At 41.4% G+C, this 22189-nt stretch carries 19 protein-coding genes; 6 read left to right on the top strand and 13 right to left on the bottom strand.

What is annotated here, in order from left to right:
* The 7 genes from ACOI22_RS16245 to pseI form a co-directional block, all read right to left on the bottom strand.
* On the bottom strand, nucleotides 1-924 hold the full coding sequence (locus tag ACOI22_RS16245) for a LysR family transcriptional regulator (protein WP_420673187.1): 924 nt from the start codon (nucleotides 922-924) through the stop codon (nucleotides 1-3).
* Nucleotides 925-1100: 176 nt separating this feature from the next.
* Nucleotides 1101-1550: a DMT family transporter gene (locus tag ACOI22_RS16240; RefSeq protein ID WP_420673186.1), complete on the bottom strand. Its 450-nt coding sequence runs from the start codon at nucleotides 1548-1550 to the stop codon at nucleotides 1101-1103.
* Between the two features lie 5 nt (nucleotides 1551-1555).
* Nucleotides 1556-2680 (bottom strand): alkene reductase, encoded by a 1125-nt coding sequence (locus ACOI22_RS16235; RefSeq protein WP_420673185.1) that lies wholly within the window; start codon nucleotides 2678-2680, stop codon nucleotides 1556-1558.
* 252 nt (nucleotides 2681-2932) lie between these two features.
* Entirely contained in the window at nucleotides 2933-4090 is a 1158-nt protein-coding gene (locus ACOI22_RS16230; RefSeq protein ID WP_420673184.1) for a hypothetical protein, read from the bottom strand.
* A gap of 599 nt (nucleotides 4091-4689) precedes the next feature.
* A complete protein-coding gene (locus tag ACOI22_RS16225; RefSeq protein ID WP_420673183.1) occupies nucleotides 4690-5982 on the bottom strand; it encodes a metallophosphoesterase in 1293 nt (430 codons plus the stop codon).
* A gap of 435 nt (nucleotides 5983-6417) precedes the next feature.
* Entirely contained in the window at nucleotides 6418-8595 is a 2178-nt protein-coding gene (locus ACOI22_RS16220; RefSeq protein WP_420673283.1) for a heparinase II/III domain-containing protein, read from the bottom strand.
* Nucleotides 8596-8870: 275 nt separating this feature from the next.
* On the bottom strand, nucleotides 8871-9923 hold the full coding sequence (gene pseI / locus ACOI22_RS16215; RefSeq protein WP_420673182.1) for a pseudaminic acid synthase: 1053 nt from the start codon (nucleotides 9921-9923) through the stop codon (nucleotides 8871-8873).
* Nucleotides 9924-10134: 211 nt separating this feature from the next.
* On the opposite strand from pseI, the gene ACOI22_RS16210 reads away from it, so the two are divergent.
* Nucleotides 10135-11031 (top strand): DNA ligase, encoded by an 897-nt coding sequence (locus ACOI22_RS16210; RefSeq protein WP_420673181.1) that lies wholly within the window; start codon nucleotides 10135-10137, stop codon nucleotides 11029-11031.
* 18 nt (nucleotides 11032-11049) lie between these two features.
* Here ACOI22_RS16210 and ACOI22_RS16205 read toward each other — a convergent pair whose 3' ends face one another.
* The 4 genes from ACOI22_RS16205 to guaB form a co-directional block, all read right to left on the bottom strand.
* On the bottom strand, nucleotides 11050-11520 hold the full coding sequence (locus tag ACOI22_RS16205) for a hypothetical protein (protein ID WP_420673180.1): 471 nt from the start codon (nucleotides 11518-11520) through the stop codon (nucleotides 11050-11052).
* Nucleotides 11507-12073: a GNAT family N-acetyltransferase gene (locus ACOI22_RS16200; RefSeq protein ID WP_420673179.1), complete on the bottom strand. Its 567-nt coding sequence runs from the start codon at nucleotides 12071-12073 to the stop codon at nucleotides 11507-11509. Before ACOI22_RS16200 ends, ACOI22_RS16205 begins: the two co-directional genes overlap by 14 nt.
* Before the next feature lie 36 nt (nucleotides 12074-12109).
* Entirely contained in the window at nucleotides 12110-13687 is a 1578-nt protein-coding gene (guaA, locus tag ACOI22_RS16195) for a glutamine-hydrolyzing GMP synthase (protein WP_420673178.1), read from the bottom strand.
* Between the two features lie 105 nt (nucleotides 13688-13792).
* The gene (gene guaB / locus ACOI22_RS16190) at nucleotides 13793-15262 is read right to left on the bottom strand and encodes an IMP dehydrogenase (protein WP_420673177.1); all 1470 of its coding nucleotides are present in this window, start codon (nucleotides 15260-15262) and stop codon (nucleotides 13793-13795) included.
* Between the two features lie 134 nt (nucleotides 15263-15396).
* On the opposite strand from guaB, the gene xseA reads away from it, so the two are divergent.
* The 4 genes from xseA to ACOI22_RS16170 all read left to right on the top strand — a co-directional run bounded on the left by xseA (nucleotide 15397) and on the right by ACOI22_RS16170 (nucleotide 19518).
* Complete coding sequence (xseA, locus tag ACOI22_RS16185; protein WP_420673176.1) at nucleotides 15397-16884, top strand: exodeoxyribonuclease VII large subunit; 1488 nt, start codon at nucleotides 15397-15399, stop codon at nucleotides 16882-16884.
* Between the two features lie 110 nt (nucleotides 16885-16994).
* Nucleotides 16995-18020, top strand: a complete 1026-nt coding sequence (locus ACOI22_RS16180) for a hypothetical protein (RefSeq protein ID WP_420673175.1) — start codon at nucleotides 16995-16997, stop codon at nucleotides 18018-18020.
* 115 nt (nucleotides 18021-18135) lie between these two features.
* Complete coding sequence (locus ACOI22_RS16175) at nucleotides 18136-19125, top strand: YHYH protein (protein ID WP_420673174.1); 990 nt, start codon at nucleotides 18136-18138, stop codon at nucleotides 19123-19125.
* Nucleotides 19126-19188: 63 nt separating this feature from the next.
* Nucleotides 19189-19518: a hypothetical protein gene (locus tag ACOI22_RS16170; RefSeq protein ID WP_420673173.1), complete on the top strand. Its 330-nt coding sequence runs from the start codon at nucleotides 19189-19191 to the stop codon at nucleotides 19516-19518.
* 40 nt (nucleotides 19519-19558) lie between these two features.
* Here the strand turns inward: ACOI22_RS16170 and ACOI22_RS16165 are convergent, their stop codons facing one another.
* Nucleotides 19559-20245, bottom strand: coding sequence for a response regulator (locus ACOI22_RS16165; RefSeq protein WP_420673172.1), 687 nt, complete (start codon nucleotides 20243-20245; stop codon nucleotides 19559-19561).
* A gap of 44 nt (nucleotides 20246-20289) precedes the next feature.
* On the bottom strand, nucleotides 20290-21750 hold the full coding sequence (locus tag ACOI22_RS16160) for an ATP-binding protein (RefSeq protein WP_420673171.1): 1461 nt from the start codon (nucleotides 21748-21750) through the stop codon (nucleotides 20290-20292).
* Between the two features lie 170 nt (nucleotides 21751-21920).
* Here ACOI22_RS16160 and ACOI22_RS16155 point away from each other — a divergent pair, with 170 nt between their 5' ends.
* A complete protein-coding gene (locus ACOI22_RS16155; protein WP_420673170.1) occupies nucleotides 21921-22172 on the top strand; it encodes a hypothetical protein in 252 nt (83 codons plus the stop codon).
* Nucleotides 22173-22189: the final 17 nt, after the last annotated feature.

Here is a 22189-nt window from a genome sequence, read left to right as displayed (position 1 = left end):
CTAGCGTTTGTGCATCTCAGCCCAAGCGAATTGTGAAAAATACTCTTTGGTAAAATCAATAAACGCTCTGACTTTTCCTGTCACTAAATTTGAGTCCGGGTAAACCAAGTAAATAGCGGAATCAAAATCGCTGGCGGTAATATCGTAGTGCTCTAGTACAGTGTTGAGCGACTTATTTTTTAAATATGGCTCAGTGAGCCACCTTGGGCACAATGCAAGACCTTCGCCATCAATCGCAGCCTTAACAAGTAACATTGAATTGTTTGCGCGAAGTGGGCCTTTTACGGCTACTTTTTGATTGTGTCCCTGAGATTTAAACTGCCATATTTCACGCCCACTTTTATAGCGAAATGTCAGACAAGGTAAGTCGGTGATATCTTCTGGTGTAGCGATGGGGGGCAGATTCGCTTCAAGCACCGGAGCAATAACAAGATCACGTTGGTTATTTGCTATTTTGACCGCTCTTAAATTACTGTCTGCAAGCTTGCCTATGCGCACAGCAACATCAAAGCCCTCCTCAACAATGTCTACAACTCCTTCACTTAAATGTATGTCCAATGTAACTTCTGGATATTTTTTACGAAAAGCCATCAACATATCGTGCAAATACAATTCACTAAAAACAACTGGAGCGGTAATGCGGAGTAGCCCTTTAGGTTTACTCGACAAGTCACCAATGAACCCAAACGTGTCGTCCAACGACTTTAAAATTTCGGGTAGTCTGGCAGCAAGCGTGTGCCCTGCCTCGGTGAGTTGAATTTTTCGTGTCGTTCTATTAAACAGCTTGGTATCTAAATGTTGCTCGAGCATATTCATTTGTCGCGATACGCTACTTGGCATTACCCCCAAGCGGTTGGCGGTTAACGTAAAGCTTTTTGTATCGACCACACTCATATAAACATGCAGCAACTCTATTGATATCATGCATTATTACCCAAATAATTTTTGCTTAAGATGCAAAGATATTGATCATTACCGACAGGTTATCATGTAATTCATGTTTGATAGAGTATTGAATTCACACATTTTAAAAGACGAGGTGAATATATACGGAATAGATTTTGACAAGGTATGAAGTTGTAAAGCGTGGATTTACCACGCTATTTAATAAGAGAGAACCCTGCCAACATTAAGGCAAAGCCAATTAATGTCTTTAGCTGAACTGGGTTTTTGGGGATCCCCAACACACCAAAATGTTCTAACACAGTTGCCGTGATCAGTTGGGCGACAATTACCGTGGTCACTAATGACACACTACCAATAACACCAATAGACATCACCACAACCGTCACATAAAACACCCCAAGCACGCCTCCGAAAAAGTACCATTTGGGTAGTTTAAGAAGCGATGACATAGAGGGTGGTGGCTCACGTAAAATAAGCAGTAAGATTAGAAGCGCAAGAGTGCCAATCAAAAATGAGAAAAACGCGGCCCAAAGCGGGCCGGTTGATGCTTTTGATAACACACCGTTAGTCGCTACTTGCACAGTAAGTGCTGAGCCTGCCAAAAAGGTCATAACAAACGCAACGACTACGGGCGAAAATGTCATCTCAGTTACTCCGCCGCAGCATTATTCAAGCTAGGGTAATCTGTGTAACCTTTTTCAGTCCCGCCATAAAACGCATCGTAATCAGGTTCGTTCAAGTCGGCATCAATACTAAAGCGATATGGTAAATCAGGATTAGCAATAAACTTACGACCAAATGCAATGGCATCGGCGCGATCATTATCAATGGCCTCCTCGCCCGATGACTTTTCATAGCCGCCTGCAGCAATTAGTACACCATTAAAATTATTACGCATGAGTTTAATTACATCTATATCGCCGTAATCGAATGCTTCATCTCTATCGAAGTTAATCATTCTTGGCTCAACAACGTGCAAGTATGCAATATTAAATGCATTCAGCTCTTTAGCGATATAACCAAATGTATCTTTAGGTGTGTCGTCTCCCATTCCCATAAAGCGGCCTTCTGGTGTTAATCGAACACCTACTTTTTCTGAGCCAATTTCATCACACACCGCTTTGACAATTTCGAGTAAAAAACGGCTTCTTTTTTCAAAATTTCCCCCGTATTCGTCGTCACGTACATTACTATTAGAATTGATAAAGCTATCAATTAAATACCCGTTACCTGCATGAATTTCGACACCATCCATACCCGCTTTAATCGCATTAGCAGCAGCTTTTGCGTAATCAGCCACAATATCTTGTATCTCTGAAACTGTGAGCGCTCGTGGTGTAGGAATGTCGGCCCAGCCGCCTTCACCATTTTCATCTAAGATAAACGCTTGCCCCTCAACCGGCATGCTTGACGGTGCAACAGGCGTATCTCCATTTGGCTGAAAACAATAATGAGATACTCTTCCAACGTGCCATAGCTGCATAAATATACGACCGCCTTTGTCGTGGACGGCACTAGACACAGCCTTCCAACCCTCAATTTGCTCATCTGAATGAATCCCGGGTGTCCAAGCATAGCCTTGCCCTTGTTGGCTAATTTGAGTTGCTTCACTAATAATTAAGCCGGCACTGGCGCGCTGAGCATAATATTCGGCATTAAGTGCGTTGGGAACATTACCAGGTTGACTAGCACGCGAGCGTGTTAAAGGTGACATAATAATGCGATTAGGCAGTGTGGTAGCGCCAATAGTAAGTGGTGAAAATAGGTCTTTCATTGTTTAATCCTGTATGTAACTTTGAGTTCAGTAGATACCATTGGCGGTATAATGGCGGTAATACGAAGAAGGATAAACACATCAAAATAAGAAAGACTTTTGCGTAACACGCAATAATTATCTGCATTGCACCACGTAGTGCACATTTAAATTCTCGAACTAAGTACCCACTTTGAGTCGAAAAGAAAATTGCCTGGATAATGCAAAAAAGGGGTCAGAGTTAATTTCTCTTAATTAACTCTGACCCCTTTTTTAGGATCCAATTCCGGGGCTACGACAGGCGATGACGTCAAAGCTAAATCCAATTTCCCTGTTTTCATCCACACTAACCACTAATATTTCATAGTCATTGAGTTCGACTATACGTGTGTTTTCTGGGTGCTCACATCGAGAGTAAATGTCAGCTTCATAATGATATATGAAATGTGCGATTAATGTATGGAGCGCAAGTTTCATTTTAGCGCTTTTCTCTTTGATATTTATCGCGCTGTGAGTGTGTTGTAGGGATACCGTTATTCTATTATCGTTTTCTTCACTAATTGCTACTTCAATATCGCCGGATTCATCAACATCATTTTTATCATTGACTGTGGCGTCAAGCTCATTGCCGTTAGGCTTTGTTGATGTAGGCGCACTTTCATCTTCTACCGCATCACTGAGCATGTTTGAGTCAGCATGTACATACCCTTGTACAACTGCGCCAAAAACTGGCGTTTCTTCATTCAATATACCGGAATTCGCCCCACCTACGACAATAAATGTAGCGATGAAAAAAATCCATACGTACCTGATTAATGCGGTACTAAAAATGTATTTGTATTCGGGAGAGTGCCATAAGCCATGAATACCAAACGGCTTAAGTAGCAGAAGCAAAACCAAGTAGAATGGAACCAAAAGCTGTATTAAAACGAGTGAAAACGTAGTCGTTACCAAAAACCAAGTGGGAACATGAAGAATTAACGCCATATTGTGCGTATAGCTAAGTTGAGCTGCACTGACACCTGACACTTCATTTACAAGCCCGGCGGCGCTCGCGAGTGAAAAGTTAGCCAATATGGCATAAAACACTAAGACCAATGTTTTGCCCAGTATACTGTCCCACATTTTAAGAAATTTAGGCCAAAATTCGATTGCTAAACCAATCGTGACAACGCCACAGAACAGCGCAAGTACCGAAAGGCTTATTTCGATATCCAAAGAAAGAAACATCATAAATACTAACGTCGCAGAAAGGTATATACGTTGAGGAGTGGTTAAGCTCAGCCAAAACGCAAGTGTCCGTTTTTTTATGATATCAAGTTGAGATGCAAGCGGGATTGATTGAGTAAGCGTCTTGGCGTCTTGTTTGAGACCCGAAGTATACAGCTTTAGGCCGACCAAACGACGTTTTGATTTATAAGACAAATCCATGTGACATACTACATTGATGATAATAGCTAGGATTCTATCGCGCCTAATTGAAAAGTAAACGGATAGAAGCCAAATATATAATAGGTAAACAAATGAGTGACAAAACAACTTTAGCTATTACATAAAAAACGTTTGGCTGTTAATACGTGAATACGGCATTGCTCGTTGGTCCCATATTTTTTTCATGGCTTTGATAACCATAAGAGTAGCCTAAGGCTAGTCAATACCGTGAACCGGCTTTCGCGGCTGATTCAGGATTCGACAGGATTGATGATTTCGGCGGTGCACGTCGAGGCTCGGTTTGCCTCGTTAAAAGCTATAAAAAATAGTCGCAACCGTGGAAAACTATGCACTAGCAGCTTAATAACCTGCTGAGAGCTCTTATGCGCCAGCTTCCGTCCGTAAGACGGGGAATAACATAAAATCAAAAATCAAACGGAATATTGGCGAGACTCCTTAAGTTTCGATACCAAATGACCTCGACGTGCGAATAAGAAAAAGGCTGCGCAATGTTAACTTTTTCAGGGCAAGTGCTGAACAGGTTTCGATATAAAGAATATGCATCATTTCTGTTATCGCAGACAGATTATAATGATTATTTATTCAAAGTATTTTTCGTATACCTCGGATTGTGTTTTAACAAAGTCACCACCCCCAAATAGTGCATACCAATCATCGTAATTGAATAAGTTGAACTTTCTAAGTTGCTTGCCTTTATCAATATAATTTTCTTTCAGTGATGGCGTTGTCACTATATATGGAATGTTATTTTTTATTATTAAGCTTTGAAGTTTTGCATCATCAACTTCCGTGAGCCAAACCCTGTTATCGAAGACACCCTTTATTTCTGGCACAAACGTATGACCTACGACAATCTGCTTTACGTTAAAATGCTCTAGCGTGTCTGCTATGGCAGACTCATATTCTTTCGACTTATGATTATTAGCGTCAGCAAAGCCTCGATAGCGAGTTAAGCTGTCGCTCTGATAAAGAACTTGTTTATGCTCGGTTGAGGGAATATCTGTTGAGAGCGATTTCCAATGCGCTTCATTTATCATGTCGATGTTCCATTCATCGGCTACTACATGCTTAGCAATACCTCCATGTACAAACAAGGTATCTCCCAACTTAATTATTATTGGTTTGCTTCGTAACCACGCTCCAATAACACTCTGCCGAGCAAAAGCTTGGGTGTATGGCATGAGTAACTCAGTGGCATACAAATGCTCTGCTTCTACTCTGCTTAATACTCCGGTTAAAATATATTGTTCATGGTTGCCAATAACAACATGAACATGACCACCTTTCGCTTTTGCCTTTTGCTCTAGTTCATATATGTACCACAACAGATCATGTACATATCTGCCTCGGTCAACAATATCACCGATAATTACCAGGTGATTGTCAGAAAAAGTCCAGTTATCCTCGGTATCGATAATTCCGTTAGCTTGTGCCCAATCTTTAAAAAACGCTATATTTCCCTCTAGGTCACCTATAACAGCTATTTCACCGGTAGCTTGTTCGTAATTAGCTTCGCTATATTGTGGTGTTGGGTATATCGAAAAATGATGCGTTCGCTTTAAGCAGTCGAACGAAACAGAGGTGGTGTCGATATCATAGAATTTGAGAAAAGTCTCATTGAGGCAGTGCCAGTGGAGCTTCATTTTGTCATTTTCATATGTCACTACAGGGCCTTGCATAGATTGTAAGCTAGGTGATTCGGCATGCACTGCACGTAATGCGTTGATTTTTATACTTTGAGAGCCCAATGGGAGAAGAATATTTGTATACACACCGCCCTGTGTGAGTTCTACAGTAGCCCGACTAATCCAAATACCAATTAAAATAGAAAATATAATTATAAAAATACTAACAAGTTTTATTATTCTCACTCTTGACCACTTCCTTGTTTTGTTTGTGCCTATTCACTTAAGTGCTTTAAACGCAGATGGCTTGCCAGTTCTTACAACGAACATTATTGTAAGCATTCGGGGAACGCGTATGCGAGTCTCATTGAAAATCTTTCCCGATCCATTATGTGTGGACTACCAGCTCGTATTTCAATCAAATACATATTAATTTTGCAAAATGATAGAAAAAGTGGACGTCGGAAAACTGCCCCAAATGAGCAATCAAAGCATCAGTGATTTTCGCGAAAATAGATATGAAGTTTATTGAATACCAACCAGCCTATTTAAGCTTAAGGCTCACTGTTGCTGGTTTGAAAATCTTTATACCAATCACTAGAACATGCACTTTCTAGCTTTAGAATGCAGCTAGCCGGTGCGTATACCTTGCTAGTTATCTAGCAAGGTATACAAGTAGCTTTACTGGTAAAAGTAAGGGCCTGTGAACGAGTAATTTTCCCCGTTTATTTTTACTTCGTGCTTAGCTGCGCCACTAGCGTCATCATTAGCAAGTATAAACAGCTGCGTATTGCCCGCTAAATCAGTAATATTTACTGCGGTGTAAGCCTGCGTATCTAATACAAGCTCCACTGTAGCAATATTACTCTTCGGATTTGACGACAATTCTGAAACAGGGCTATAAGACCCATGAGGCTCAACCACTGACACAAAGGTAGTATCGGCGTCGTTTCTGCGAATCATGATGGCCGCTTCACGTCGTAAATTAAACTCAGGATCATTAGCACCAATACGGGTAAATAATAACTCATCTGAATTTTGTGTAACGGTACTTAAAGTGTAGTACTTACCTTTATTTAACCATGAGAATTGAGTGCTGTTATTCGAAGGCTTACCTTTACCCTCAACATACAAATGTTGGTAACCGTTCGCTTCTCCTAAAGGATGTAGGCTTTTCGGTGACTCATACTGAAAGTTCATATCAAGCACTTGTCCTAAGAAGTAAAAGGGAAAATCATACTGGTGCTCAGAGGCAGAGCTCACTTTCATAATATCTAGCATAAACGCTTTTTCAAAATGCTCATCTTTAATTAAAGCCATTGTGCGATGCATGGTAGTACCCGGATACGCATTGCTTTCTGTTGCACTTACCACTTGTACATTTTCGTTACTATCATCAAAGAAATACAACTCAGAATGATGCTGGCTCGCAATGTCATAGTTACCATTAAAGTGCTTTGTTTGATCTTGTGACAAGGTGTTATGAGCAATGGTGGTTTTCGCCCATGTTGTATTTTCTTTCAGATAGTTACCGCCACCTTTTTGCTCAATATTAACAAAGCGGGCTAAACCATAATCTTGAAGTACTTCATCGCCCTTCTCATGCAAAGAATAAGATAATTTATCGTAATGGCCATGACTCAAGCCCTGAGCTGCGTACTTAAACACTAAAGTTAAGGCTTCGTTTCCATATCGCAAAATACCTATTCCGCCTTCATCTCCATCTTTGCCATCACTTAAATTAATCGACTTTTTGGTAAATGGCTTCGCTTTGCCGTCGCGAATAGCCATCGCCGCAGACAAACCTGACTCGTCCAACAAAACTTTGCCCTGCTTTTGTACAATGCTAAGCAACTTAGGGTTTTTGTTGCCATAGTGATAAGCCACATTTACCGCTGTTACTAACGATTCTTTATGGTACGACATGCCTTTTTGTGCATCGTTTATAGCGAAAAACTCACCGTCAGCATCTGATAAATTCATCAAAGCATTCACCCCCTTCAACAACACGTTATCTTTGTGTTGCAACACCTTAAGCTCAGGTCTAGCATTCTCAATTGCAAGGGCTAGAATTAAGAAAGGATACATAGCATAGCGCTGATAGTAAGGGCCTTCGGTGTAATAACCATCAGGTGAAAACGGTTCTTCTAAGTTTGCGTAAAAGCCTTTACGTTGGCCTTCAACTTTAATAGTACCGCCGTCATTGTCTTTTCCACCAATTTCCAAGCCATCATCTTCAATCCCATAAAGGGCTCGTTGAATTAACTCTTCGTCATTCATTACTAATCCAATCATACCCACAGCAGCAATACCCCACGTACTGTGGTTGTGAACACGGTTATAAAATTTTGGATTTTCTAATGATATGAAGTCTGCAAAAGGACGAAATAGGTTATCTTCTAGTGCATCACGCTCATTTTCTGTTAAATAGTAATAAATAGCATCGTAGGCTTGGGCCATATAAACTAACCAGTTACTGTCATTCAGGCATTGCCAGAAAATTTTACCACGAGCATAAGAACGCTCTTGTGGGTGCAATGGCAAATCTTGATACATTGCTTCATATTGAAACAACATATCGCGTACGTACTTGGCATACTTGTCATCTTCTAGTATTTGATAAAGCATGGCCGCTTTTTGTGCCACGAAAAAATTGAGTTTGTGCCGATCGTGAGTGTAACCACCTGAGAAATCTTTAGGAATGGGCGTGAATATACCCGCCGCTATTTCTGCGTCGACTTCTTGTTTGATGGCAGCTAAGCTTTCATCAAATAATGGGACATTACCCAAATTTGCGCGAATTTTTTCAACGCCATCTTTCGTTAATATTAAGTTGGGATGTTCATTTGCAAAACTCATGAATGAGCTTGATAAGCCTATAGCAGTAACAGATACCGCAAAAAGTATTGCGGCTAATTTTTTTGTAAACATTGTTGTGTGTTCCTTGTTGCAATATGACCCTCTGATGACCCCTTTTTCCTAAAGGTAACTGCTCATCAAAGACAAAGAACATTCATTTTGCGGTACTTGCCTTGTTTTGGCTAGTATTAATACGCTCTAAGATAGAAAATATTGGACTTTTTTTCAGCAACAAACACCGATTTAGTAAATCGCTTTATTAAATTGCGTTTAGTTTATTCATTGAGGTCGCTAATTGTTACCCTATCCCCTCTTTTAATATCTCGTTTTGCAACGCTGCCCAATATACAATCATAATATTTTGGCGCTAAACCCATACCAGGGCGAATTCGCCGCACGTCATTTTTACCTATTGTTGAACCCGTTTTAATATCATTCACAAAATACAATGAACGGCGATAATCTCTATTGTCGCCTTCGGATTCTGGGCGCTCTAGGTTAACTACACCCAAAGCATCAAAAGCGCCTTTACAGTTTTCTACTAAGCTTTGCATTTCGCTTGGCTCTAGCGAAAACGAACTATCAACACCGCCATCAGCACGGTTTAGGGTAAAGTGTTTTTCAATTAAACTCGCCCCAAGCACGGTAGCAGCCACACTAGCGGTAGTGCCCAAGGTATGGTCTGATAAGCCCACTTGCACGTCAAACTCATCACGCAAAGCAGTAATTGAACGAAGGTTTGCTTGCTCCAATGGCGCAGGATAACTGCTTACACAATGGAAAATAGCAATTTCATTGCAACCGTTTGTACGCGCCGTTTCTATTGCCTCACCAATTTCTTGTAAAGAAGCCATCCCCGTAGACATTAAAATAGGTTTGCCTTGTTTTGCCATATAGGCAATTAATGGTAAATCTACTAATTCGAATGATGCCACTTTATAGGCGGGTGCCTCTAGCGAAGCGAGTAAGTCAACAGCGCTTTCATCAAAAGGAGATGAAAAGAGTGTAATTTGATGGCTCTTAGCGAAAGCAAAAAGCTCAGGGTGCCATTCAAACGGTGTATAAGCCTCGGCATACAAATCGTAAAGTGTACGCCCTTTCCAAATTCCTTCTGTTAAGCAGAAGTCGGGCGCATCGCTTTGTATTGTCATAGTATCAGGCGTATAAGACTGAATTTTTACCGCATGCGCGCCGGCTTTTTTAGCCGCTAGAATAGTCTGTTTAGCTCGCTCTATTGAGCCATTATGATTCGCTGATACTTCGGCGATTATGTACGGAGCATACTTGGCTGATAACTCTCGGCCGTTTATAACAATAGGCTTAGGCATATGTTGTCCATAAAGTGATTCGGATGCGGCAGTGTATTGCCTTTATTATAAAGGAATACGCATTACTTATATAACTACGGTTGAGTTAGCAAACTATGTTCCAAATTTACACCATTGTTTTGTATACGCAAACTGGCCTATAAGTCAGTATTAAAATACTTAGCGCTGACTAAAATAGACTTATTTATCGCGAACCAGTTTATTGCTTATTATGTTCATTAAGTATGAGGCCATTGGCTTAATCAAAACACAAAAAAATGTCGGTCTTATTTGTATCGTCATTTTGCTTCTTATTACTACTGGCAAGGTAGTTGCGCTAAATCAGGCCCCATTCAATACCGTGCAATTGGCTAAAGTTTACGAAGGCCAAAATGTTAGTCACTATTTGGTGAGTGAAAAATATGATGGTATTCGCGCTATATGGAAAAATGGCCAACTCAGTACCCGAAAAGGCACCATAATTTATGCGCCAAGCTGGTTCACTAACAACTTACCCAACGTATCCTTAGATGGCGAGTTATGGTTTGAACGAGGAAATTTTGAATATGAGGCCTCCACCGTAAGTAAGCATGTCCCGGTTGATAGTGAATGGCGTAAAATTAAATACATTGTGTTTGACGCACCATATAAAGAATTGCCATTTATTGACAGATACCAGCGCTATAACAAACTATTAAACGAACTTGGCATAGCTCACATTGTTCCCGTTAAGCAGTTTAGCGTCACTAGCAACAAAGCCTTATACAAGTTACTAAATGAGTACACAGAACAAGGCGCCGAGGGTTTAATGCTGCAAAACGCGCAAGCGATTCACAGTAATGGAAGAAGCGGTAATTTATTTAAACTAAAAAAGTTTATGGATGCTGAAGCAAAAGTACTTAAGCACTTGCCCGGTAAAGGCAAATTCAAGCACTTACTCGGTGCTTTGCTTGTTCAATATAAAAGCAAAGATGGCCAGCTTTTACAATTTAAAATTGGCAGTGGATTTAGTAACAAAGAGCGCGCTACCCCACCCCCCATTGGCAGCGTAGTAACTTTCAAATACCATGGTTTTACTCAGCGAGGGATCCCGCGCTTCGCTAGCTTTTTAAGAATACGGGAACAATAATAGCTGAAAAAGCTAATTTTACTTGGGCGCTACGTAAGAAATTTGCGTAGCTTTGTAACCTAAGGTGTCTAATGCTTGCTGCATATTTTCGTTTGAATACGCGACATTTAAAAAGAAGTCACCGAAGCGCTGGGATGGCTTAGCAGGCAGCGGCTGTAAATGCGCTCGAAATAAACTCATTACGGCTTCAATGTTGGTTGCGGTGCATGCCTCGCTAAGTTGTAAGCCTACTGAATTGTCAAATTGTGCATACACTGAACCTATCACTTCCTGCGCTTGTAAAACCAAAAACCAAGCGCGATACGGATGTTGTTTAACAAACGCAGTATGCTTTTCAAAGCTAGGCATAGTTTCGTGGCTAATGTTTTGGCTACTGCGTTCAGAGCGCTTTATAAGTTCCTGATACAAGCACTCAATTTGCTTTTCATTCGGTATAATTGCTTCTAGCTGTAGGTCATTTTTCGCTGAGCTTGGCTCACGCTGGTTCATTATTCTTTCCTACCCACTTATCCATGGGAAATTCGCCTGTATGCTTAGCGTAACGCCCTGCCAAAAATTCATTTTTGTGAAGCGCTAAATGCACCATTAACATGGGTTTATTGTTTTTTATCACTACGTGGTCACCTTCTGGAGCAAACTGATATCCATGAAGTAAATGTAGTTTTATGGTGCTAGTATTTGAATAAAACACATCTGCGCTTAATAGCTTAATACCCAAGGTGTTAAAACAAAAGTTATAGAATAATGGCGGTACCATACCGCCAAACCCAAGCGCATCATCATCGCCAATGTAATAGCCCCAAGAAGCGCTGGCTTTTTGTTTATCCCAGTCCACTATATTAATAAGGCCGGCATCTTTGCCACCTATTTGCACTATCCAGTGATAATAGTCAGGCTTGGAATAACAGGAACGAATCCATTGCTCTTGTGCGCTAATGTCATAGGCAACTTCCGTCAACATAAATTGACTCACGCGCTTTTTAGTGCGCCAGTCTAAAATTAATCTTGCATCACTTATGCTGACTTCTCGAAAGGAGATCACTGTATTTCGTTCCTAGTTTGCTTATATCTTATAAAACTATTCCCACTCAATGGTTGCTGGTGGCTTACCTGAAATATCATAAACTACGCGTGAAATGCCGTCTACTTCGTTAATGATTCTGTTAGACACTTTGCCCAAGAAGTCATAAGGTAAATGCGCCCAACGAGCGGTCATGAAATCAATGGTTTCAACAGCGCGAAGCGACACCACCCAATCATATTTTCGCATATCACCCATTACGCCTACCGAACGCACAGGTAAAAACACAGTGAATGCTTGGCTTACTTCATGATAAAGCTTGTGCGCGTGCAGTTCTTCAATAAAAATTGCATCAGCACGGCGCAGTAAATCACAGTATTCTTTTTTGATTTCACCTAAAACACGTACCCCTAAACCCGGTCCAGGGAAAGGATGGCGATAAAGCATATCGTAAGGTAAGCCTAGCTCTAGTCCAATTTTACGCACTTCGTCTTTAAACAATTCACGCAAAGGTTCCACTAAGCCCAAAGCCATATCTTCAGGTAAACCGCCCACGTTATGATGCGATTTAATAACATGTGCCTTGCCGGTTTTAGAGCCTGCTGACTCAATTACATCAGGATAAATAGTGCCTTGTGCTAACCACTTTGCATTCACCAGTTTGCTAGCTTCTTCATCGAACAAATACACAAACTGATTACCAATAATCTTGCGCTTTTTCTCAGGGTCAGTCTCGCCCTGCAGAGCATCTAGGAAACGCTTTTCTGCATCTACCTTAATAATGTTTAAACCGAAGTGATCACCAAACATGTCCATTACTTGCTGGCCTTCATCTAAACGAAGTAAACCATTATCTACAAATACGCAGGTTAGCCTACTACCAATGGCTTGATGCAAAAGCATAGCGGTAACCGATGAATCAACCCCCCCTGACAAACCTAAAATAACTTCGTCATCACCTACTTGCTCTTTAATACGCTCTACCGCGTCTTCAATGATAGAGGCAGCGGTCCACAAAGCATCACATCCGCAAATGTTAAGCACAAAGTGTTCTAACATGCGTAAACCTTGTTTGGTGTGCGTGACTTCAGGGTGAAACTGCACACCGTAAAAGCGCTTGCTCTCATTTACCATGGCCGCATGAGGGCAGCTTGAAGTTTGAGCAATCGTTTCAAAACCAGCAGGCACTTCCATGACCTTATCACCATGACTCATCCACACATCTAGCAGCGCATTGCCTTTTGGATTAATTTCATCTTCAATTTTGTCAAACAACTGCGTGGCTTTTAACAACTCAACTTGTGCATAACCAAACTCACGCTTATCAGAGCCTTGCACTGCACCGCCTAATTGATGCGCCATAGTTTGCATGCCGTAGCATATGCCTAAAACAGGAACACCCGCATTAAACACATATTGCGGTGCGCGCGGAGAACCCGATTCTGTTACTGATTCTGGCCCACCTGATAAAATAATGCCGTCGGGGGCGAACTCGCGAATTTGACTTTCATTCACGTCCCACGCCCATAGCTCACAATACACGCCAATTTCACGTACGCGACGCGCAATAAGTTGAGTGTACTGAGAACCAAAATCAAGAATAACAATTTTTTGACTATGAATATTGACCGACATTAATGAGTCCTAATGAAATGTTAAATACGAATTGTGTAAAAAACTAAAGGCCTGCAAATGAAAAGAATTCACATGCAGGCGAAAGGGTAACAAGTAAAAGCAATCCTAGCCCAAACGGTAGTTAGGCGCCTCTTTGGTTATGCTTACATCGTGAACATGTGATTCACCCATGCCAGCAGAACTCACTTTTACAAACTTAGGTTTGGTGCGTAAATCATCAATAGTTGCACTACCAGTTAAGCCCATGGCCGAGCGTAAACCGCCCAGTTGTTGATGTATAATATTGGCAATCGGCCCTTTATAGGCAACGCGCCCTTCAATGCCTTCTGGCACTAATTTTTCAGCCGATTTGTCTGTTTGGAAATAACGATCTGAAGAACCATTACTTTGGTTCATCGCGCCTAGGCTTCCCATACCGCGATAAGACTTAAAGTATCGACCTTGGTAAAGCTCAACCTCACCCGGTGCTTCTTCTGTGCCGGCTAGCATACTACCTACCATTACAGAGCTTGCGCCTGCAGCCAATGCTTTTGCAATATCACCAGAAAAACGAATGCCACCATCGGCAATCACTGGAATACCCAATTTATCAACTGCTGAAACGGCATCAGAAATGGCAGTAATTTGCGGTACACCACAGCCAGTTACTATGCGGGTTGTACAAATAGATCCTGGGCCTATGCCTACTTTTACTGCATCTACGCCAGCCTCTGCGAGTGCTAAAGCACCATCTGCAGTCGCCACGTTACCCGCAATAAGCTGAAGCTCAGGGTAAGTTGCTCTAATTTCTTTTACTTTGTTAATAACACCTTGCGAGTGGCCGTGCGAGGTATCAATAAGTAGTACGTCAACCCCCGCTTCAACCAACAACTTGATTCGTTCTTCGGTGCCAGGGCCTACACTTACTGCAGCCCCTACACGTAAACGGCCCTTTTCATCTTTACATGCATTAGGCTTACTTTTGGCTTTTTGAAAGTCTTTGACCGTAATTAAGCCTGTTAAGCGAAATTGGTCATCTACCACTAATATTTTTTCAATGCGGTGCTCGTGCATTAAATCCATGACTTTATCGGCACTGGTATCCGCCGTAACGGTAACTAGTTTATCTTTACCCGTCATCACCTTACTAACAGGCTCATCAAAGCGATTTTCAAAACGTAAGTCGCGCCCTGTTACTATGCCAATGAGGTTATTTTCATCGTCTACTACAGGGAAACCTGAATAACCAAGCTGCTTGCTTAGTGCGATAGTAGCGCCAATTGTAGCATCGGCACTTACTGTCACCGGATCAATTACCACACCGCTTTCATACTTTTTAACACGTAGCACATGTTCAGCTTGCGCTTGTGGGGTCATGTTTTTGTGCACAAAACCAATACCGCCTTCTTGCGCAAGCGCAATAGCCAGTGGAGCTTCGGTAACAGTATCCATAGCTGCCGACATAAGGGGCATGTTTAAGGTAATTCCGCGGGTTAGGCGAGTTTGTAGATTTGCCATATGAGGCAGAACTTCGGAGTGACTGGGTACTAATAGTACGTCGTCAAAGGTAAGTGCTTCTTTTTCGATGCGTAACATGCAATTTTACCTATATGCTGAGTATATGAAATATATAGTTAGGGATTAATTGCGGTGCAATTGTAGTGTTTTTTCATATCTAGGTAAACTACAATTACACTATCTGATACAAATAATTGAAGAAAATAATTTTTATGTTTGCCGTACCCCAAGAAATAAAAATAATTAGCGTCACAAAACTGAACCGCTTTGCCAAGCAAGTGCTTGAAAGTGAGGTGGGTCAAGTATGGGTAAGCGGCGAAATATCAAATTTCACACGCGCGGCGTCAGGGCATTGGTACTTCACCTTAAAAGATGACAACGCGCAGGTTCGTACTTGCATGTTTAAAGGCGCAAACCAAAAACTTAGCTTTACGCCCAAACATGGTGATAAGGTAGTAGTAAGAGCAAATTTAAGCCTTTACGAAGCACGCGGTGACTACCAGCTAATAGCCGTAAATATGGAGCCAGAGGGCGTAGGACAACTCAAACAAGCCTTTGAAGCCTTAAAACTAAATTTGCAAGCTGAAGGCTTATTTGCACAAGAAACTAAAAAGCCACTGCCCAAAGTAATCAATAAAATTGGGGTAGTCACCTCACCTACTGGCGCAGCGATTCACGATATATTACATGTTTTACAGCGGCGCAACCCAGCTATAGAAGTTATTGTTTATCCAAGCATGGTACAAGGCGAAGGTGCTGCCAAAAGTATTGTTAATCAAATAGAAACGGCAAACCGCCGCAATGAAGTAGATGTGTTAATTGTAGGGCGCGGGGGCGGCTCTTTAGAAGATTTATGGTCATTTAATGAAGAGGTGGTTGCCCGAGCTATTTTTGCTTCGACTTTAGCAGTGGTATCAGCCGTAGGACATGAAGTAGATGTAACTATTGCTGATTTTGTTGCCGATGCACGCGCTGCCACGCCATCAGCCGCGGCTGAAATGCTCAGTGAAGATATGCAAGAGCTTGAAAATAATATTAATACGCGCAAGCGTGCGTTAATGCGAGCCTTGCACTATCAACTCGATACTAAAACAAATAATAGTTCCCAAGCTTTTGAGCGCTTACAAGTACAGCATCCTGAAAAACTGCTTGAGCAGCATAATCAATCCTTAGATTATTTGTACGCTAGGCTCTCAGCTCAGCACCCTAGTAAAAAGATTCAACAACAAAGTGATGCATTAGCGTATTTACAAAATCGTTTATTTGCGAAGCACCCTTCGCTAAACATCAGCTTGGGCAAAGAAAAATTAGCACAGCTCCAATCACGTTTAGTGCAAGCTCTTCCTAAAACGCTAGAGGCTCATCAAGAACGAGTAGAAAAGCGCGCAAAAGCCTTACAGTATTTGTCTCCGGCGAAGCAAATAGCCGAAAATACATCATCACTTACTAAGCTAAACAAACGCTTGCATGCCGCAAATAAGCAATCGTTGAAAGATAAACAAGTACAGTTTGCTAATATCACCAATATGCTTAATACCGTGAGCCCTCTTGCGACTCTGTCGCGTGGATACTCAATTTCGCTTAAAGACAAGGCATTAATTACCTCGTTAAGTGCAGTGAATGAAAATGACACTATTACCACTAAACTGCACGATGGCGAGTTCACGGCAAAAGTGCTAAGCAAAAACTATACTAAATAGTTATTTACTATAATTTGACCAATTGGTTATAATATGGAGACGAGGGGCTGTGTTTTAACGCTAGTTCTACATTAGCGAAGTTGCTTAATTATAAAACAGAGTCCATTATTGTGCGCGTATTACTGTTGTCTACTAAAACCCTTTTGGTTGGTTTTCTTGCTACCTTTACTTACATCCAATTGCTTTACGCGCAAACTTCATCCCTTCCTATTTATGCTGCCTATGTAAGCAATTCACTCAAGCAAAAATGTGTTGAGCACAACAGCGCTGAACCATCTAATTGCCACTTAAATATACTTGATGCTTACGCGCTTTCTGATTTGGCCAGCAGTATCCCTAAGGCTCAGGAACTAATTGAGGGCCTTGGTTTATCAGATTATGAAGTGCTAATTGGCAATGCTCAATTTACAAATAATGAGGGCCAAACAGAACTTGTGCTAGAAATTAGCACCGTGTGGCGTTCTGTGCCATTAGATGAGAAAACATTTACGGGTATTATTGATAATAATACGGATGAAACTGCGCGCGCTTTGTTGTCTGATTGGGTTGAGTATTTGGCCAAAAATGAGGTGCTTGACGCACGTAAAATCCATGCGGTATTACAAGCCAGTAATTACGAACAAGACTTAATCACCCCAGCTAAAATTGGTGACTTCATTAAAACAGACACCGCAATTTATCGTGATCCATTAGCAGGTAGCGTTACGCGCTATACTCACCCGAATTTTGGTGATGCCATTTTAGATGTGAGCGTTTATCCAATTTCGCCCTTTCCCCTTGCCAATGGAAAAATAACACAAACCAACAACTTAGCGAATGAATTAAAAAATGAAAGTGAACAAATAAAAGCGCGTTTGTTAAGTGCCCATATAAGTGATTATTTGATTTCTGATGTAACGCCAACCACGCTCTCGTATTCTGACAAAAACATATCAGGACACCAATTAGAAGTTACCTTCAACAGCCACACAGTGCCGGTTTACAGTACGCAATATATCTTTATGCAAAATGACAAAATCATTAAGCTAAGCGGCAATGTTCCGGAGTTTATGATGCATCAATTAGTGCAAGAATCTTTGCCCTATATTGTGGTGCCGCGTGAGTCTATTTTTATGCAGCGTATGCGCCAAGGTTAAGCGCTTTTTCAAACATAGTCCCTTATAACTACCTAATATTTCACAAGAACTGCGCATTTTCTGCACATTGAGCCAATATAATACACATCCATAAACGTATTACATTGAGATAAACATGAAAGCCACACTCACTATTTTTAGCACCTTATTGGCTATAAGCTTACTTGGTGCATGCTCGTCTGACTCTGATTCAAGCTCAAGTGAACAAAGTACAACGAGCGATACGGGCACTACCACAACTTCTGATGTGCTAGTGCGAGAGCTTGATCCAAACTTATTTGATGCAAATGCATTGTCTGATTCTGTGGCCACTACTACGTGTACCCTAAGTAACGGCGAAACAAGCCAATGCTATGAAATCACTGTGGCTGGCGTACCTTCTAACTATACTATTGGGTCGTTTTGCCCACGTGATATTTATGCCACGGCTGATGAAGTTGGCATTTGGTTTGACGGCAGCGGCGAAGTATATGACATAGACGGTGACTTTATTCAGAGCTTGGCCACCCTATATAATGATAGTAACTGGCAGCTTTATGATCCTATTACCGGCCAAGTAAATGTAAGCGATACCTTAGAAGCGTGTGATGGGGCTGCGCGTCCAAACGTGGCGGCTGAGTATCAAAACCATTGTGTTGAATGCTCTATTGATTACGTAAATGGCGGCGTAAGTGAAACCTTTTTGATTCCCATTACCCCTGTGCTTGCATCATCTGCCAACAGTGTTGGCAACGGTAATGTGGGAGTAAGTTTAAATGGAGTGACTATTGCTGCCCCCGCGCCAGTGGATGCTATTTTGGGCGCTTATACCATTGCCGCATTTGATGATTGCGCAGGACATATAAACCCAGTAGCAGGGTATCATTATCATGGTTCAGCAGGATGCAGCGAACTTCTAATTGAAGAAGATGGCCACGCCAGTATGTTTGCTTATGCCTTGGATGGATTTGGCATTTACGGTATGTTAGATGCTCAAGGTAACGAAGCAAGTGATTTAGATAATTGTAGAGGACATGAAGATGACACTCGCGGTTATCACTACCATGCAGCTAGCGTTGCTGAAAACATGTTTATAGGCTGCTTTAGCGGCGAAACAGCACAATAACGGTTAAGCAAAATGCGAAATTATTTATCTTTCACTCACAAGTTAGCATGTAGCATTATTTTTATGTCGGTAAGCTGTTTAGCGGCCGCCCACGGCCAGCATGTAAATACGAAACCTTGGAAGGCCTGTGAAGAGGCAATAAAAGATGCCCCTTGCAGCTACGTGGTAAATGAAACCGACCTATACAAAGGTTCTTGCCAAGCAATGTCAGAGGTATTGATGTGTGTAAGAAACATGCCGATTGAAAAAATAGAGTACAAATTTAACACCCTAAACGTAGACCCTAATTTTATTATTGAAGCCCACCCGCACGAACATACCGATAGCACTCACAGCCATGAAGACAATGAGCAAGCAAAGAAGGCACTCGAAAAAGTAGAGATTAAGCAATAAGCGTTTTTTTTAGTATTGCACTAAACGGGTAGATACAAGCCTACTCTAGCTTGTATCCTACTCCGTAAATAGTATGAATGATGTCATTTTCTTGATGCGCGTTTATTTTTCCACGTAAGTTTTTCATATGGCTATCAATAGTTCGGTTACTTACAATGCGGGCGTCTTTATAACTATTGTCCATTAACACTGCACGCGAAAAAACTTGGCCAGGTCGGCTCATTAGTGTTCTTAACAAATTAAACTCGACCGGCGTTAATTCAACTTTTTGGCCGCTTACCAAGCATAAGAACTTATTTTCATCTAAGCTCACGTTTTTATAATCTAATACACTTTCATCTTGCACTTTGGGGACTTGTTTTACCCGCTTTAATATTGCATGCACTCTAGCTACCACCTCTCGTGCTGAAAATGGTTTGCATACGTAATCATCAGCGCCAAAACCTAAGCCCATCAAGCGATCAATTTCATCAACACGGGCCGTTAGCATTAAAATAGGTACTTCAGAAAACTGCCTAATTTCTTTACATAAGCTTAGACCATCTTTGTTGGGGAGCATGACGTCTAATAAAATAAAATCAGGCGCCTCGCTTTTTACGTGTTCAATCACTTGTGCTCCATCATGCAGCATATCAGTGGCATAGCCATCTGCTTGCAAAAAATCGGACAGTAACTGTGCTATCTTTATTTCGTCTTCAACAATTAATACCCTAGCTTTACTGCTCATATCATCATCTCGTTAGTTGAAAGGTTAATCCCTTGGCACATATATTAATGTTTGTTTGAACGCGGTAATAATACGCATATCTGTAAACCACCTAATTGAGAAGGCCGTGCGTGTATGCTTCCTTTATGTGCCTGTACTATATTTTGACAAATAGCTAGTCCTAAGCCAGCTCCACCTTTATCGCGTGTTCTGGATTTCTCTGTGCGATACAAAGGCTCAAACAGTAACTTGCAATCTTGTTCACTTACGCTCGGTAAAGAATCCTCAAGCCTTAGAATAATATGCTTTTGATCAGCTTGTAGACTAAAACGGCTTTGCCCTTGAGCATCTGTATATTTCATACTGTTTCTCAGTAAATTATTTAATAACTGCGCTATACGATTTTCATCACCTAATAGCATCAGCTCATCACTAATTTCCCAAGTAAAATCGATGCCGGCCGCAGCCGCACTTTGAAGCATACTTTCACACTGTCTATGAGCCAATAACGATACGTCGAACTGCACAAACTCGTAACGCAATGCGCCTAAATCTGAAAGCGAAAGCTGATACAAATCTTCAATCAGTCTTTTTAGTAATAAAGCTTCTTGTTGAAGTGACTGCAAATTATCTTGATTCAGAGGGCGAATTCCCATTTGCATAGCTTCTATTTCCCCCAACAAAACCGACAAGGGCGTACGCAGCTCATGTGAAATATCAGCAAACCACCGGCTCTTTGCGGATTTAGTTTGCTCCAAAATAGCAGCCAATGCGTTCACGTCATTAATCAATGCGCCAAATTCATCTTTTCGTGAATGCTCAATTTCTACATTATATTGCCCTAGTGATAAGCGCTTAATGCCCTCAATCACGCTTTTAATTGGATTAAGTAAGGCTTTAGACCAGTAAAACGATAACACGCTCGCTAAGAGCAAGCAGGCCAAGCCAATCCACAAACTAGTCAATAATTGCTGGCGTGAAAACTCACTTCCCATACTTGAGCCAAATTTGTCTTTATTCCAACTTTTTAAAACAACTAAGTCTTGCCCTTGATACTGCACCACATACTCACTCATCATCGCGTTTTCAAAAAGTGATGGCTCAATTTTAGGGCCGGCTAGTTGTTTGTCGTTTAATGAAAACATAGCGGTGAGTATATCCGCTGGAGGCCCTCGTCTTTGGGGCGGCCCTCGCCTTTCCATAAAGGCTTTTGGTGGCGGAAACTCAGGTCTAGTGCTGGGGCCTATTCGCCCAGCTTGCCGGTTCGAAATATTAGGTAAACTATTTGAATGCAAATACAAGGTACGATCAACGCTTTCTAAGGCAGCTTTATCCCAAGTATTGTCGCTTTGCTGGTAAGCAGCTTGCACCTCAGTAGATATTCGCCCTAAGCGTTGCTGCTCTAATGCATTTATGAAATCCGTAAAGCCTTGATCAAAGCTCCAGCGAGCCAATAGTAGGGTAACCAGCAGAATAATACTGGTTAAGCCAATTAGCGAAAGGAATAATTTTTTAGAAATGTTCATATCTCCATTATAGAGATTATTAGTATTCTCACCAGCGCTTGCACTTAATTTGTCGTGAATTTACGCACAAGCTGCACGCATTCTGCACAATTGAAGATTACTATAAGCGACATAACGAATGAGTCAGTCCGTTAACAAGTTATTTTACGAATTTAATCAGGAAAAATTGTATGAAACATCAATCAGCTCTAGCACTCGCTTTCTTTATATTATTTTTATCTACGCAGAGTTTTGCACAAGGTAGGCCTAGTCACGGCCAGCCTCCTCAAGAAGCTATAGATGCTTGCGTAGATAAATCTGAAGGTGATAGCGTAAGTTTTGAAACGCGCCGTGGTGATACAATGGAAGGTGTGTGTAAAGTTATAGATGACACCTTAGTGGCTGTTCCACTTGATCACGAAGAACGTAAAGCCCAAAACTAATACAAAAACGCGAAGGT

This window comes from Glaciecola sp. 2405UD65-10, from assembly GCF_048820975.1.
Lineage (GTDB): Bacteria > Pseudomonadota > Gammaproteobacteria > Enterobacterales > Alteromonadaceae > Glaciecola.
Note: the sequence above shows the minus strand (reverse complement) of the source record. Positions and strands in the feature narration are given on the sequence as shown.